Origin of the sequence: Clostridium sardiniense, assembly GCF_019753795.1 — a bacterium.
GTDB classification, from domain to species: domain Bacteria; phylum Bacillota; class Clostridia; order Clostridiales; family Clostridiaceae; genus Clostridium; species Clostridium sardiniense.
This window is the reverse complement of sequence record NZ_JAIKTU010000002.1, coordinates 319140-334768: the sequence shown is the minus strand read 5'-3', so window position 1 is coordinate 334768 and position 15629 is coordinate 319140. Positions and strand designations below refer to the sequence as shown.

General features: G+C 31.8%; 18 protein-coding genes. All 18 read left to right on the top strand.

Going from position 1 to position 15629, the window contains the following annotated elements; translation table 11 throughout:
- Positions 1–4 precede the first annotated feature (4 nt).
- The 18 genes from K5V21_RS03360 (at position 5) to K5V21_RS03275 (ending at position 15621) form a co-directional block, all read left to right on the top strand.
- Positions 5–1150: a 1-propanol dehydrogenase PduQ gene (locus tag K5V21_RS03360; RefSeq protein ID WP_221859131.1), complete on the top strand. Its 1146-nt coding sequence runs from the start codon at positions 5–7 to the stop codon at positions 1148–1150.
- 199 nt (positions 1151–1349) lie between these two features.
- Positions 1350–2174: a MerR family transcriptional regulator gene (locus K5V21_RS03355; protein ID WP_204594492.1), complete on the top strand. Its 825-nt coding sequence runs from the start codon at positions 1350–1352 to the stop codon at positions 2172–2174.
- A 447-nt stretch (positions 2175–2621) separates the two neighbouring features.
- A complete protein-coding gene (locus K5V21_RS03350) occupies positions 2622–3674 on the top strand; it encodes a hypothetical protein (RefSeq protein WP_221859191.1) in 1053 nt (350 codons plus the stop codon).
- 5 nt (positions 3675–3679) lie between these two features.
- Positions 3680–3946 (top strand): hypothetical protein, encoded by a 267-nt coding sequence (locus K5V21_RS03345; RefSeq protein WP_221859129.1) that lies wholly within the window; start codon positions 3680–3682, stop codon positions 3944–3946.
- A gap of 21 nt (positions 3947–3967) precedes the next feature.
- Entirely contained in the window at positions 3968–4264 is a 297-nt protein-coding gene (locus K5V21_RS03340) for a BMC domain-containing protein (protein WP_204594494.1), read from the top strand.
- A gap of 16 nt (positions 4265–4280) precedes the next feature.
- A complete protein-coding gene (locus K5V21_RS03335) occupies positions 4281–4580 on the top strand; it encodes a BMC domain-containing protein (RefSeq protein WP_204594495.1) in 300 nt (99 codons plus the stop codon).
- 27 nt (positions 4581–4607) lie between these two features.
- Positions 4608–6095 (top strand): aldehyde dehydrogenase family protein, encoded by a 1488-nt coding sequence (locus tag K5V21_RS03330; RefSeq protein ID WP_221859127.1) that lies wholly within the window; start codon positions 4608–4610, stop codon positions 6093–6095.
- A 20-nt stretch (positions 6096–6115) separates the two neighbouring features.
- A complete protein-coding gene (cutC, locus tag K5V21_RS03325) occupies positions 6116–8662 on the top strand; it encodes a choline trimethylamine-lyase (protein ID WP_221859124.1) in 2547 nt (848 codons plus the stop codon).
- Positions 8663–8728: 66 nt separating this feature from the next.
- Positions 8729–9682, top strand: coding sequence for a choline TMA-lyase-activating enzyme (gene cutD, locus K5V21_RS03320; RefSeq protein WP_221859122.1), 954 nt, complete (start codon positions 8729–8731; stop codon positions 9680–9682).
- A gap of 17 nt (positions 9683–9699) precedes the next feature.
- Complete coding sequence (locus K5V21_RS03315; protein ID WP_221859120.1) at positions 9700–10053, top strand: BMC domain-containing protein; 354 nt, start codon at positions 9700–9702, stop codon at positions 10051–10053.
- On the top strand, positions 10050–10484 hold the full coding sequence (locus tag K5V21_RS03310) for a EutP/PduV family microcompartment system protein (RefSeq protein ID WP_221859118.1): 435 nt from the start codon (positions 10050–10052) through the stop codon (positions 10482–10484). Before K5V21_RS03315 ends, K5V21_RS03310 begins: the two co-directional genes overlap by 4 nt.
- A 16-nt stretch (positions 10485–10500) precedes the next feature.
- Positions 10501–11130, top strand: a complete 630-nt coding sequence (locus K5V21_RS03305; RefSeq protein ID WP_221859116.1) for a cobalamin adenosyltransferase — start codon at positions 10501–10503, stop codon at positions 11128–11130.
- Positions 11123–11968, top strand: coding sequence for an ethanolamine utilization protein EutJ (eutJ, locus tag K5V21_RS03300; protein ID WP_221859114.1), 846 nt, complete (start codon positions 11123–11125; stop codon positions 11966–11968). Before K5V21_RS03305 ends, eutJ begins: the two co-directional genes overlap by 8 nt.
- A gap of 16 nt (positions 11969–11984) precedes the next feature.
- Positions 11985–12287 carry a BMC domain-containing protein gene (locus K5V21_RS03295; RefSeq protein WP_221859112.1) on the top strand — a complete coding sequence of 101 codons (303 nt, stop codon included), beginning with the start codon at positions 11985–11987 and terminating at the stop codon, positions 12285–12287.
- Complete coding sequence (locus tag K5V21_RS03290) at positions 12284–12550, top strand: EutN/CcmL family microcompartment protein (RefSeq protein WP_221859110.1); 267 nt, start codon at positions 12284–12286, stop codon at positions 12548–12550. Before K5V21_RS03295 ends, K5V21_RS03290 begins: the two co-directional genes overlap by 4 nt.
- Before the next feature lie 91 nt (positions 12551–12641).
- Entirely contained in the window at positions 12642–13301 is a 660-nt protein-coding gene (locus K5V21_RS03285; protein WP_221859108.1) for a cupin domain-containing protein, read from the top strand.
- Between the two features lie 23 nt (positions 13302–13324).
- A complete protein-coding gene (locus K5V21_RS19495; protein WP_280637765.1) occupies positions 13325–13999 on the top strand; it encodes a BMC domain-containing protein in 675 nt (224 codons plus the stop codon).
- 26 nt (positions 14000–14025) lie between these two features.
- Positions 14026–15621 carry an acetaldehyde dehydrogenase (acetylating) gene (locus tag K5V21_RS03275; RefSeq protein WP_221859106.1) on the top strand — a complete coding sequence of 532 codons (1596 nt, stop codon included), beginning with the start codon at positions 14026–14028 and terminating at the stop codon, positions 15619–15621.
- Positions 15622–15629: the final 8 nt, after the last annotated feature.

Genomic DNA, 15629 nt, shown 5'->3' with positions numbered 1-15629 from the left:
AAAAATGAAAGAATTTAGTTTAAAAACTAAAATATATTTTGGAGAAGGAGCTTTAAATAAGTTAAGTGAAATCTCAAATAAAAATGTACTGATTATATGCGACAAGTTTATGGAAGAGAGTAAAACAACAGAAAAGATCTCAAATAAATTAAATAATTGTAGAATTTCTATTTTTAGTGATATTGTTCCAGACCCTAGCGTTCAAATAGTTGCTCTAGGAGTTCAAAAACTTAAAGATTTAAATGCAGATATAATTATTGCTCTAGGCGGAGGCTCAGCAATAGACGGAGCTAAAGCCATTCGTGAATATTACAATAATCTATTTAAAGAGGATTCAAAAACGATAGAATTTTATGCCATACCAACTACAAGCGGGACAGGCTCAGAAGTTACAGAATATGCAGTAATAACTAACAAAGAAGAAAATTTAAAATATGCATTAACTGATAAATCACTTCTACCTGATGTTGCTATTTTAGATGCAGAGCTTACTAAAACAGTTCCTAAATCTATAACGGCAGATACTGGTATGGATGTAATAACTCACGCTATTGAAGCCTATGTTTCAAAAAATTCTAATGATTTCTCAGATGCTTTAGCAGAAAAAGCATTATGTTTAGCCTTTAATAATTTAACATTAGCTTATAATGAACCAATAAATATAGTTTCTAGAGAAAAACTTCATAATGCATCTTGCCTTGCAGGTATTGCATTTAATGCTTCAGGACTTGGAATAACTCATAGCTTAGCACATGCTATAGGAGGTAAGCTTCATATCCCTCATGGAAAAGCTAACGCTATAATACTTCCTTATGTTATGGAGTTCAATGCTAATATTGATAACAAGTCATATATACAAGAATACGATTTAGTTGCATTAAAATATCAAAGACTTGCAAAAATTTTAGATATAAATGCATGCAGCACTATTATAGGAGTTAATAACTTAATAAGAAATATAATTAAGTTAAAAAGTGATTTATCTATTCCTAAGAATTTAATAGATCTTGGAGTAGATATCAAGGTAGTTAATGGTTTTAGAGAAGAAATAATAGATGCAGCATTAAAAGATGTATGTACTAGTTCAAACCCTAGGGAAGTATCTAGAAAAGATTTAGAAATATTATTAGATAAAGTAATTGGAATTTAAAATAAAGAGGTTAAGCATATAATTGCTTAACCTCTATTTTTTTTACATATTTTCTTATATTTAAAGATTATTAACATATTTTTTCAAGATAAGTATTGTATATATATTGAATTGTCAATATGATAAGGATATATTAACAATAGTTAACAATCTTAACTACAGGTTAATTATTGTTAACAAAAGGTAAGGGGGATAACATATGAAGGATGAAATGTATTACATTGGGAAAGTGGAGAAAATCTGCAAGATAAGTAAAAAAACATTAAGGTATTACGATAAACTCGGCGTTCTATCACCTGATGCTGTACGTGATGAAAACGGATACAGATATTATAGCAAAGGCAATATGCTGTCTATTCCAGTAATAAAGTACTATAAGCAAAGTGGTTTTAAACTTGAAGAAATTAAAAATTTAATTTGTGAATCTAAATGTACTGAGATTGAGGAGAATTTTCGAGAGAAAATTAGAGAACTTGAAGAAGCAGAAAGAAATATAAATTTAAAAAAGCAATCTATAAGAGATTGGCATTCTTTAGTTAAAGAAGCAAAAATGGTTATAGATAATAATTTAAATGAAGTATCAGCTAAATATCTAAATAAGATTGATATGTTATATCTAGATCAAGAGTTTAATTACGATTATATGGATTCAATAATAAATATTGATTTTACTAATTATATCGAAAGTATTGAAAATGCAATTACAGGACCGGTTATAATACAGTTTCCATCTTACGAAGAAAAGATTAAAGGAACTTGTAAAACTATGAGAATAATTCAGCAAGGTCTTATAAAATGTGAAAAAGAAAAAACTACAGAGTTTGGGGGAAACTTAGTAGCCTCATGTTATCATATAGGGTCTCATGATAATATTAATGAGACTTATAAAAAAATAAAAGATTGGATAAAGCTACATAATTATAAATGTGAAGGTGAATGTTACGAAAGATATGTAGTAGATTATTGGACAAGCAAAGATAGTAGAAATTTTGTCACAGAAGTTATGATAAAAATAAAAAATTAGATTAAATTTAAAGGTTATATAAAAAAAGGTTACCCTTAGGTACAATGTTTTTTATATGACCTTTTTTATATTTTAATTCATAATTCTCAGAAATTTGAAAAAATATGATTAAAAACTATAAAAAGAGCAGTTTTTTATAAAAAATAACATTTATAAAAAGATAAAACTTAGTATTGACCTTTAAGTTAGGGGGAGGGCTTATAATTAAATCGAAGAGAACAAAGATAAAAATAAGAAGTATACAAAATATTCCAATAAGAAATAATTTTATAAGCACAATTACACTTCAAAAGTAAACGTTTAGGAGTAAAATGATTGCTAAAAATTTAACAAGGTAATCAGCTTATTTATAAATCAATTAAACGGGAGGAGTCCTTATTTATGACGGAGATATCAGTAGGAGTCAATTCTAAAGATAATGCTAGCGATAAAAGAGTTAGCAAGGCTATGGAATTGAAAGAAAAAATGAAAAGCAATTTCTTTAAAAAGGGAGTTGCAATAGCACTATTTTCAGGTGTTGCGTACGGGCTTTATACAGCATTCTTAACAATGGGAATGAGCAAGGGAGTTTGGGCAGATTGGTATGGAGCAAACACAGCTGGGCTTTCAGCATTTGTTGTAGTTTACTTACTTGCTGCACTTGGAAATGCAATTAATGATACGTGTAGTGCTTTTTGGGCAATTGGGAATTCATTAGTACAAGGTAAATTCAAAGATTTTATAAGATGTTTAAACTCTAAACCAGGCAGAATAATCGTGGGAGCAGCACTTTTAGGGGGACCAGTTGCAGGAACAGCTTATGTTATAGCTCTTCAAATGGCAGGTCCAATAATAGTTCCAATATCAGCTCTTTGCCCTGCAATAGCAGCGATACTTGGAAAAATACTTTATAAGCAAGAAATTACAAAACGTATGGCAGTAGGAATTGCAATATGCGTATTTGCTAGTTTCTTAATAGGAAGTACAGGTTTTTCAGCAGGAGTTTCAGGAACTGTATTTTTAGGAATTTTTATAGCAGTTATAGCAGCTTTAGGCTGGGGATTTGAAGGTTGTGTTGCTGGATATGCTTCAACCATGGTTGATCCACAAATCGGAATTTGTATCCGTCAATTAACATCAGGAATAGCAAATCTTTTCATAGTAGTACCTATAATGGGACTTTTAGCTGGAGGATTAGAGGTTTCTAAAAACTTAGTTATTCAAGCATTCACTAGCGGACCTGCAATGATATGGTTTGTATTAAGTGGATTATTAACATTCTTAACTTTCATGTCTTGGTATAAAGGAAACAGTATGTGTGGTGCTGGACTTGGAACTGCTTGTAATGGTACATACTCATTCTTCGGACCATTTTTCTGTTACTTAATTCTTGGTGTTATTTCAGGAATTGAAGGATGGTCATTACCTATAGTAGCTTGGATAGGAGCAATAATCATGATGCTTGGAATATTAACTATAGCTACAAATCCTTTAGATTTTTTCAGAAAGAAGGAGGCATAAGATTTATGAAACCTTTAAATTACGCTATATTAAAGCATTTTACAAAAGTAGGAGAAGCTTCAGCGTCAGATGTAATGGAAGCTTTAAAAGAAGATTATTCAAGCTTCAAAACATTTACTAAAGCGGCTGTAATAGATGCCTTATTAACAGCAGAAGCTAATGGATTAATCGAAGAAACTAGAGTCGATTTAGACCACAATGAAGAGCTCGTTATCTTTTATTATGCAAATGAAGAGAGTAAAGCTGTAATCAATGGTTATATAAGAGATTAATTTAAAATGGAGGTATTTTAGATGAAATATTATGGTGATGAAGCTTTAGGGCTTGTAGAAACAATAGGTTTAGTTCCTGCACTTGAAGCGGCAGATAAAATGCTTAAAGCTGCAAATGTTGAATTAGTTTCATATGAAAATATAGGTTCAACTCTTGTTACTATAATGGTTAAAGGTGATGTTGCTGCTGTAAAGTCTGCTGTAGAAGTTGGAGCAGAAGCTGCAGGGGCTATAGGAAAACTTACAGCAAAAAACGTTATGCCAAGACCAATTAGAGAAGTTGGGAAAATAGTATCAGTTCATGATATCGATGAATAGAAAGGAAATGGTTAATATGATTAGACGTGAAGCAATAGGATTAATTGAAACGTTTGGATTAGTTTTTGCTCTAGAAGCAGCAGATGCTATGTGCAAAGCAGCAGATGTTGAATTAGTCGGTTATGAAAACGTGGCATCTGGTTATATTTCAGTTATAGTAACAGGAGATGTTGGAGCTTGCACAGCTGCCGTAGATGCAGGTGTTAGAGCTGTAGAAGAGATGGAAGATGGAAATCTTTATAGTTCAGTAGTTATAGCAAGGCCTCATAATGATCTTCAAAAAATAATAGATAAGTATGCTATAGAAGCACTTTAATATAGTTTTAGAAAAGGGGAGAAGAGAATGAATATTATAGATAATGATTTGCTCTCCATGCAAGAAGCTAGAGTACTTGTTGAAAATGCAAGAGAAGCTCAAAAAAGTTTAGCTACATTTCCACAAGAAAAGCTAGATGAGATAGTAAACCGCATGCTTGAAGTAATTAAAGAGTATGATAGTGAACTAGCAAGATTAGCTTTTGAAGAGACAGATTCAGGAAAAGTAGAAGATAAATTAATAAAAGATAAGTTTGTAGTTTGTTATCTTAAGAAAAAACTAGATGGAATGAAATGTGTAGGAGTAATAGGAAAAGATGAAAAAAATAAAACTACTGACATCGGAGTACCTATTGGTGTAATTACAGCTTTCTGCCCTATGACTAGTCCAGTTTCAACTATAATTTATAACGCTGTAATAGCAGTTAAATCAGGAAATGCAATAGTATTTGCACTTCATCCTAAAGCAAAAAATGTCATGAAGAGAACTTTAGACATTTTAATAAGAGCAGCTGAAGGGTATGGACTTCCAGAAGGCGCTATCTCTTATCTTAGTATAGTATCAGAAAGTGGATCTTTAGAACTTATGAAACATAGAGACACATCATTAGTTATGAACACTGGTGTACATGAATTATTGAAAGTTTCAGATAAATGTGGAAAACCAGTTATTTATGGTGGGACAGGTAATGGACCTGCATTCATAGAGAGAACTGCTGATATTAAAAAGGCAGTTAAAGATATTATAGATAGTAAAAGTTTTGATTTTGGAGTAGTCTCAGGCGCAGAACAATCTATAGTTGTAGACAGTCCTATTGCAAATGAAGTAAAAAATGAGCTTATTAAAAATGGAGCTTATTTTATGAGCGAAGATGAATCTAAGTCTCTTGGAAAAATTCTTTTTGACAAGTATGGAAACTTCGAAAAAGAGTTTATTGGGAAATCACCAGAATTTTTAGGAAAAAGAGCTGGGTTTAGTGTTGCATCTGGTGTAAAGGTTTTGATATCAAGTCAAAAGTTTGTATCTTTAGATAATCCTCATTCGAGAGAGAAACTTTGTCCAATACTTTCATTCTATGTGGAGGATGATTGGATGCATGCTTGTGAGAAATGTATAGAGTTACTATTAAGTGAAAGGCAAGGACATACTCTTATAATTCACTCAAATGATGATGAAGTAATTAAACAGTTCGCACTAAAAAAACCAGTTGGAAGAATCTTAGTAAACACTTCAGGAGTATTTGGAAGTATGGGGGCTACAACAAATCTTTTCCCATCAATGACACTTGGTAGTGGATCTATTGGAAAAGGAATGACTTCTGATAATGTATCACCAATGAACTTAGTATATATAAGAAAAGTTGGATATGAAGTCAGGGATAAAGATGAATTTTTAAATTCTATAGGCATGAATAGAGAGGTTAATAAGGTTATAGATGAAGATTTAGATAACTCTTCAGATAATATGAAGCTTCTTAAAAATGTTTTAACTCAAATATTAAAAGAAACTAATTAAAAAGAAAAGGAGTAGATAAAATGGATATTCGTGAATTTTCAAATAAATTTATAGAAGCCACTAAAAATATGTCAGAAAATGAGCGTCAATCATTATTAAAAATGTTTGAGAGCGTTTCAGATGAAATAAAAAAAGATGATGAACCTGTAAAGGCTGAATGTATAGTTTCTTCAAATGATGGCAAAGTTCCAGAAGGAATAACAGAACGTTTAGCAAAACTTAAAGAAAATTATTTAAAACAAGTTCCATCAATCACAACACATAGAGCAAGAGCCATAACTGAAATAGCTAAACAAAACCCAGGAACACCAAAATCAATATTAAGAGGTAAATGTTTCAAACATTGTTGTGAAACTGCACCACTTGTAATTCAAGATCATGAACTTATAGTTGGAGCTCCAAATGGTGCACCAAGAGCTGGAGCTTTCTCTCCAGATATAGCTTGGAGATGGATGGTAGATGAAATTGATACTATAGGTGAAAGACCTCAAGACCCATTCTATATTTCAGAAGAAGATAAGAAATTCATGAGAGAAGAACTATTCCCATTCTGGCAAGGTAAGTCAGTTGATGAATATTGTGAAGACCAATATAGAGAAGCTGGAGTTTGGGAACTTTCAGGAGAATCATTCGTTTCTGATTGCTCATACCATGCAATAAATGGTGGAGGAGATTCAAACCCAGGATATGATGTTATTTTAATGAAAAAAGGTATGGTTGACATAGTTAAAGAAGCAGAAGAAAAGCTAAAAGAACTTAACTATGCAAATCCAGAAGATATAGAAAAAATCTACTTCTACAAATCATTAATTGATACTGCAGAAGGTGTAATGATTTATGCAAAACGTATGTCAGATTATGCAAGAGAATTAGCTGAAAAAGAGACAGATCCTAAGAGAAAAGCAGAGTTATTTAAGATTTCAGAAGTAAATGCTAAGGTTCCAGCTCATAAACCAGAAACTTTCTGGGAAGCAATTCAAGCTGTTTGGACAATAGAATCACTTCTAGTAGTAGAAGAAAACCAAACAGGTATGTCAATTGGACGTGTTGACCAATACATGTATCAATTCTTTAAAGATGATATTGAATCAGGAAGAATGACTGAATTTGAAGCATTTGAACTTGCAGGATGTATGCTTATAAAAATGTCAGAAATGATGTGGATAACAAGTGAAGGAGGATCTAAATTCTTCGCAGGATACCAACCATTTGTAAATATGTGTGTTGGAGGAGTTACAAGAGCAGGTAGAGATGCAACAAACGAATTAACTTATCTATTAATGGATGCAGTTAGACACGTTAAAATTTATCAACCATCTTTAGCTTGTCGTATCCATAAATCATCACCACAAAAGTATCTTAAAAAGATAGTTGAGGTAATAAGAGCAGGAATGGGATTCCCAGCATGTCACTTTGATGATGTTCATATAAAAATGATGCTTGCTAAAGGAGTTTCAATTGAAGATGCGAGAGATTATTGCTTAATGGGATGTGTTGAGCCACAAAAATCAGGAAGATTATATCAATGGACTTCAACAGGATATACTCAATGGCCAATATGTATAGAGTTAGTACTTAATAATGGAGTACCTCTATGGTATGGAAAACAAGTTTGTCCAGATCTAGGAGATATTGATAACTTCAAAACTTATGAAGAGTTTGAAGCTGCTGTTAAAGAGCAAATTAAATTTATAACTAAATGGACAAGCGTAGCTACAGTAATTTCACAAAGAGTTCATAAAGAACTTGCACCAAAACCACTTATGTCAATGATGTATGAAGGATGTATGGAAAAAGGTAGAGGTGTTGAAGCTGGTGGAGCAATGTACAACTTCGGTCCAGGAGTAGTATGGAGTGGACTTGCTACTTATATTGATTCTATGGCTGCAATCAAAAAATTAGTTTTCGATGAGAAAAAATATACATTAAGAGAAATGAAAGAAGCATTAAAAGCTGATTTTGTTGGATATGAAAAATTAAGAAAAGATTGCTTAGAAGCACCAAAATACGGTAATGATGATGATTATGCTGATTATATTGGAGCAGATCTTATAAACTTTACTGAAATGGAACATAGAAAATATAAAACATTATATTCAGTTTTAAGTCACGGAACATTATCAATTTCAAATAATACTCCATTTGGGCAATTAACAGGAGCTACTTCAAATGGACGTAAAGCATGGACGCCTCTATCAGATGGAATAAGTCCAACTCAAGGAGCAGACTTTAAGGGACCTACTTCAATAATTAAGTCAGTTTCAAAATTAGCTTGTGACAATATGAATATAGGAATGGTTCACAACTTTAAATTAATGTCAGGTCTTCTTGATACTCCAGAAGGAGAACAAGGAATCATAACATTATTAAGAAGTGCTTGTGCTCTTCAACTTGGAGAAGTTCAATTTAACTACTTAGATAATAATACATTAATTGAAGCTCAAAAGAACCCAGAAGCTTATAGAGATTTAATAGTAAGGGTTGCTGGATATAGCGCATACTTCGTAGAGTTATGCAAAGATGTTCAAGATGAGATTATAAGTAGAACTATGCTAACACATTTTTAATAAAACTATAGATCATGTAGTAGATTTTTCTACTACATGAACTTAAGAAAGCTGGAGAGTTTAGGTATGAATAATAACGCAAATGGAATTATAGAAAGAAAGGCAAGAATTTTCAATATACAAAAATACAATATGTATGATGGGCCAGGAATTAGGACTATAGTATTCTTTCAAGGATGTCCTCTGCGCTGCAAATGGTGTGCTAATCCAGAAGGGATGATTAAAAAAAATAGAGTCATGTTTAAAAGCAATCTTTGTGAAAATTGCTTAGAATGTGTAGATGTTTGCCCAGTTGGGGTTCATACAGTAAATAGCAGTACAAATAAACATGAAATAAATAGAAGCATAGATTGTGTTGGATGTAAAAAATGTGAAGAAGCTTGCGTAAAATCAGCAATAAATATAATTGGAGAAACTAAAACAATATCAGATCTATTAGAAGTTATAGAAGAGGATAGAACTTTTTATGAAATGTCTGGTGGCGGAGTTACATTAGGTGGCGGAGAAGTTTTAATGCAACCTGAAGCAGCTTTAAGTCTTCTTATGGCATGTAAGAATGTAGGAATAAATACAGCCATAGAAACTTCAGGATATACCAAAACAGAAACTATTTTAAAGATTGCAGAATTTACTGATTTATTCCTATTTGATATTAAGCATATAAACTCAGAGGAGCATTTTAAATGGACTGAAGTCAGAAATGAGCAGATTTTAGAAAATTTAAAAAATCTACTTCAAAATAAATTCAATGTACAAATTCGTATGCCTCTTTTAAAAGGTGTAAATGATAGCGAAGAAGCTATAACTAAAGCTATGGAGTTCTTACTTCCTTATAAAGACTATAAGAATTTTAAAGGTATAGATCTTCTACCATATCACAAGATGGGAGTAAATAAATATAACCAACTTGGCATAGATTACCCTGTATATGGCGACCCTAGTTTGAGCGATGAAGATTTAAATAAAATTGAATCTTATATAAAAAGATATGATATGAACGCAAAAGTAGTTCGTCATTAGAAATGAGTAGAAAAGTTATGGTTAATTTTGAGGAAAAAAATATACAAAGGGTAATTCAAGAATCAGTACCAGGCAAGCAGATAACTTTATCACACATTATTGCATCTCCTATGAAAGATATTTATGAAAGATTAGGAGTAGATGAAAAAGGAGCTATAGGGATCTTAACAGTAACACCATACGAAACTGCAATCATAGCTGCTGATATCGCAACTAAAGTAGCTGATGTAGAGATAGGTTTCTTAGATAGATTTACAGGATCAGTCCTTATAAATGGTGATGTTGATAGTGTTTATGAGGCACTTAATTCAGTAAATGAAACTTTAAGAGATATGTTAGGTTTTACAATATGCCCTATAACTAGAACATGAGAAAGAAACGAATAATGGTTGTTGGTCCAAGCCGCTCTGGTAAAACAACTATAGTAAATTACTTAAATGATTATAATGGTCCTCTAAAGCGGACAGCAGATGTTATTTATGGTGAAAATACTATGGATATTCCTAGTTCTTATATGGAAAATGCTTGGATGTATAAACATATTATCGCCTTAGCACAAGATGCTAAAAAAATAGTATTTGTATTAGATTCTAAAAATCCTAAAGAAGTTATTGGAGACGGCTTTTCAAAACTTTTTAATATAGAAGTTATTGGGGTCATAAATAAGGCAGATAGTAATTATGAAAATATAGATAAATGCAAGCAGAGCTTAAAAAGAATAGGAATTGTAGAGCCATATTTTTTAATTAGAGAAAATAGTGAAGTAGATATAAAAAAACTTAAAGAATATCTACTTAAATAGGTAGGTGAATAGATAAATGCTTAGATTTATTACTGAAGATTATTTAAAAGACTTGTATAGAAAAGAGCCTTTTAAAGAATTTAAGCTTAATGAAGGTCAAAGGCTTACTCCAGGAGGTAGGCAGTACTTGTTAGATAAAGGGATAAAGATAAATAGTAATTTACCTACAGATAGCAAAAAAGAAGAAAAAAGTGATGATATTTTAATAGATGAAAATAAACACGTAAAGTATAAAAGACTTACATATAAATGTAAATCTATTGAAGCATCATTCTTAAAGGCAGCAAGCAAAATAATTAATGAGGACTTAAATTTAGCTCAGAATCTTATAGATTTAGAAAGAGAAATTAAAAACATAAGAGAGTTTACAGAAGGAAAAATAAAATTAGAAGTCATTGATCCTAAAGTTTGTGATTTCAGCAATGAAGAAATAGAAATTACAGATGTGTATATATACCTAAAAAATAGCGAAAAAATATTAAATCTTTACATCCTTTTATGTAAGCTAAATGAATTTAAATATGACATTCTAGAAAGATATGAAAATGATGAGCTAATAAATAAGATTTTAACTAATTTAGAAAATATTATAAATATATTATCTACGACTATATCTAAGGAAATAGGAGGCAGAAGAGTTGAGTGATAAGAGTAAAACTTTCGAGTACTGTGATAAATTAGTAAGCCAATTTGAAAAAGTTATAGAAAAGCCTATCTTAGAAAAATCATCAGTTTATTATATTGGGGTAGACCTTGGAACTGCGTGTGTAGTTTTAGCAGTATTAGATGAAAATTACAGACCAGTTGCAGGAGCTTACAGATATGCTGATGTAGTAAGAGATGGTATGGTAGTTGACTATATCGGAGCTGTAAAGATAGTTAGAGAATTAAAAGAGGAAATAGAAGAAAAGCTTGGTACTGAATTACTTTATGCAGCAGCAGCTATTCCACCAGGGACAGATTCTTTAGATGGTGGTGCTATAAAAAATGTTGTACAAGCTGCAGGCTTTGAACTAACGAATTTATTAGATGAACCTACAGCTGCAAATGAGGTTTTAAAAATTCAAAATGGTGCAGTAGTAGATATCGGTGGAGGAACTACAGGAACATCTATTATAAAAGATGGAAAAGTAGTTTGCGTAGCAGATGAGGCTACTGGAGGAACACACTTCTCTTTAGTTATCTCAGGTGCATATAAAATGAATTTTAAAGAAGCTGATGAATTTAAAAGAGATAATAGTAACCATGAAGAACTATTACCAGTTTTAAAACCTGTAATTGAAAAGGTTGGATCAATAATTAATGATCATATAAAAGGTCATGATGTGAGAGAGATTTCATTAGTTGGTGGTACAGCTTGCCTTACAGGAATAGAAGGGGTAATAGAAAATAAGATTAAGGTATATACGCATAAACCTAAAAATCCAATGTTTGTTACACCACTTGGAATAGCCCTTAGCTGCACAAGTGAAATCATGGACTAAATGGAGTTGTAGCTTTATGTATTTTAGACTTATAAAATCACCAACAGAGGGAACAAAACGTGCTCTTATAAAAAGGATGGGAATAGAAGGCAAGGAAGTAATAGAAAATGTAGATGCTATTGGCCTTGCTCAAGGTAAGCTAATTGATATGATTTATGCAATAGATATTGCTGAAAAGGCAGCAGGAGTAGTGGTTGAAGATATTAAGGGGGTATGCCCTCAACATATGACTTCAATTGCTATATTAGGTGATACTTCATCAGTTCAAGCTGCAATAGAAGAAATCAAATTAAATATGAAAGAAGGCTTAGGCTTATGATAACAGCAAAGTTAATAGATAATATCTGGGCAACTAGAAAAGCAGATAATCTTTATGGATTAAAGTTTATGCTAGCAGAAGAGATTGGTGGAAGCTTTAGTGGTAGAAGATTCATAGTTGTAGATAATATTGGGGCAGGAATTGGAGATAGAGTTATCGTAAGTACAGGATCATCTGCAAGAAGGATGGTTGGAGATGATGATATTCCAGTTGATGCAGCAGTAATTGGAATAATTGATCAGGATTGTAATTTTAGTGAGTAAAGTATAATCTTTGGGGCGATGGTAAGCATTGAACTTATAGGAAATGTACTTTAAATATAAACTGAAAAATTCAGTGAAAGGATGTGAGAGTGTGAAAAGATTAATTTGTGCAAAAGATATGGAAGAATTTCTAACTACAGGGGAAAAGGTTTTTTATATAGACAAAGATGTAATCCTAACTCCATCAGCTAAAGATATAGCTAAAAACAATAACATCTCAATTACTACAGAAAAAATTAGTGAGAAAGAAATTTGTAGTACTAACTGTAAAGGCGTAGAAGGTTTAGATTCTAATAAGTTATTAGAGATGTTTAAAGAGTTAGTAAACGAAGGACTGCTTCAAGAGATGTTAAAAGTTTTAGCTAGCGGGGAAGCTTCAAAGTTTGTATCTTCATGTGATGAAAGTGGACTTAAAGTAGTAAGAGGAAGTTCAGTAAAGATGGATGTATTCGATACTGGAAATCCTAATAATAAAGTTTATTTCCAAGAATTAATAAGCAAAGATGAATCTAAGATGAGTGCTGGTTTTTTAATCATTGAAGATTCAAAATTCGAATGGGAATTAACTTATGAAGAAATAGACTATGTTATTGAAGGAACAGTAACTGTAGAAATTAACGGTAAGACTTATGAAGCGAATGCCGGTGATGTACTATTTGTTCCTAAGGGATCTAAAGTAGTTTGGGGATCACCTAATAAAGCTAAATTGTTCTATACAACATATCCAGCGAATTGGGCAGATTTACTTTAATTACTTAAGGAGGATAGATAATTATGCAAGCAATAGGAATGATAGAAACTAAAGGATTATTAGCTACTATTGAAGCAGCTGATGCTATGGTCAAATCAGCAAATGTTAATATCCTTGAAAAAGTATATATAGGCGGAGGCTATGTTTCAGTTACAGTAACTGGAGATGTTGGAGCCGTAAAATCAGCAGTTGATGCTGGTGTTTCAGCTGTAAATAGACTTGGCGATAGTATTTTAGTTTCACACCATGTGATTGCAAGACCACATTATGATTTAGAAAGTATAATGGAAACTAAACCTGCTATAGAAAGATTAGAGGAAGCTATAGAGGAAAAAGTTTTATGTGAAATGGTAGAAGAATCTATAGAAGAAGCAATCTCTGAAACTGTAGATGAAGCAGTAGAAGAAACTATAGAAGAATCTATAGATGAAGAAATAATAAATGAAGGATCAGAGGAAGTTGAAGCTTTAGAAATTTTAGAGAAGGTTATAGATTTAGAGATTACTAAAGAAGAATTAGACAAGCTTGTAGAAGAGAAAGGCTTAGATGAAGCTTTTAAAATTTTAGAAGATTTAAAAGTATCTAGAATAAGAAAGTTAGCAAAAGAATTTAAAGATCTCGATATTACAAGTAAGACTATTTCTAAAGAAGATAAAGGGTCACTTCTAAATAGACTTAGAAACCACTATAAAAAATAGTGTTTTAAAGAAGGAGGAAAATTGATTTGGAAAATTTTGATAAAGATTTGCAATCAATACAACAAGCAAGAAATTTAGCTAGAAGAGGTAAAATAGCAGCAAATAAAATAGCTGATTTTAATGAAGAACAAATAGATAAAATAATTAAAAATATGGTTAAAGCTGCAAAGGAACATGAAGTTTGCTTAGCAGAGATGGCTGTAGAAGAAACAGGTTTTGGTAAAGTTTTAGATAAAGCTACTAAAAATAATTTAGCATCAACAGTTTTATATGACTCAATAAAAGATATGAAAACTATAGGTGTTATAAAAGAAGACAAAGAAAATAAATTAATTGATATAGCAGAGCCAGTAGGTTTAGTAATGGGAATAGTTCCTTCAACTAACCCAACATCAACTGCAATATTTAAATCAATTATTGCTATAAAATCAAGAAATGCTATAGTATTTTCACCACATCCATCAGCTGTAAAATGTACATCTACTGCAGCAAAACTTATGCATGATGCAGCAGTAGCTGCTGGAGCGCCAGAAGACATAATAACTTGTGTAGAGTTAACTTCAATTGGAGCTACAAATGAGCTTATGAAGTCAAAAGAAGTAAGTATAATAATAGCTACTGGAGGACCAGGAATGGTTAAAGCTGCTTACTCTTCTGGAAAACCAGCACTTGGAGTTGGCGCTGGAAACTCACCAGCATATATCGAAAGAACTGCTGATATTGAAAAAGCTATAAGAAATATAATAGCTAGTAAAACATTTGATAATGGTACTATCTGTGCATCAGAGCAATCAATCATCTGTGAACATTGTAATGAAGCTAAAGTAGTAGAAGAACTTAAAAAACAAGGCGGATACTTCATGACAGAAGAAGAAACTAATAAAGTTTGTAATCTTCTATTTAAGAAAGGAAATGCAATGAATGCAGCATTTGTTGGAAGAGCTGCTGATGTAATTGCAAAAGCGGCAGGATTCTATGTTCCAGAAGGAACTAAAGTACTTATAGGAAGACAAGGTGGAGTTGGACCTAAATATCCACTTTCATATGAAAAACTTACTACAGTGCTTGGATTCTATGTAGTTAATGACTGGATGGAAGCCTGCGAATTAAGTATAGAACTTCTTCAAAATGGTATAGGTCATACAATGAGTATCCACACTGAAGATGTTGAAATAGTTAAAAAGTTTGCTAAAAAACCAGCATCAAGAATTTTAGTTAATACAGGTGGATCATTTGGAGGAACAGGAGCTTCAACAGGACTTATGCCATCATTCACTTTAGGATGTGGAACATGGGGAGGAAGTTCAGTATCTGAAAATGTTACTCCAATGCACCTTATAAATATAAAGAGAGTTGCTTATGGATTAATTGACTGTGACAAAATAGGAAAAGATAGAGGATGCTGTGAGGAAACTTACAATACTAAATCTTTTGAAAATACTAATTTGAATACAGGATTAAGTTTTGGAAGTTCAGAAATGAACTTAAGTCCAGCAGAAATACAAAAAAAATCTACTGAAACAGAAGTAACTGCTGAAAATATAGTAGAAAAAGTTAATAACTTAGATAATGAGGAAGTAATGGATTTAGTAAATAAAATCATAGCAACTATGAAGAGGTAGATTAAAAC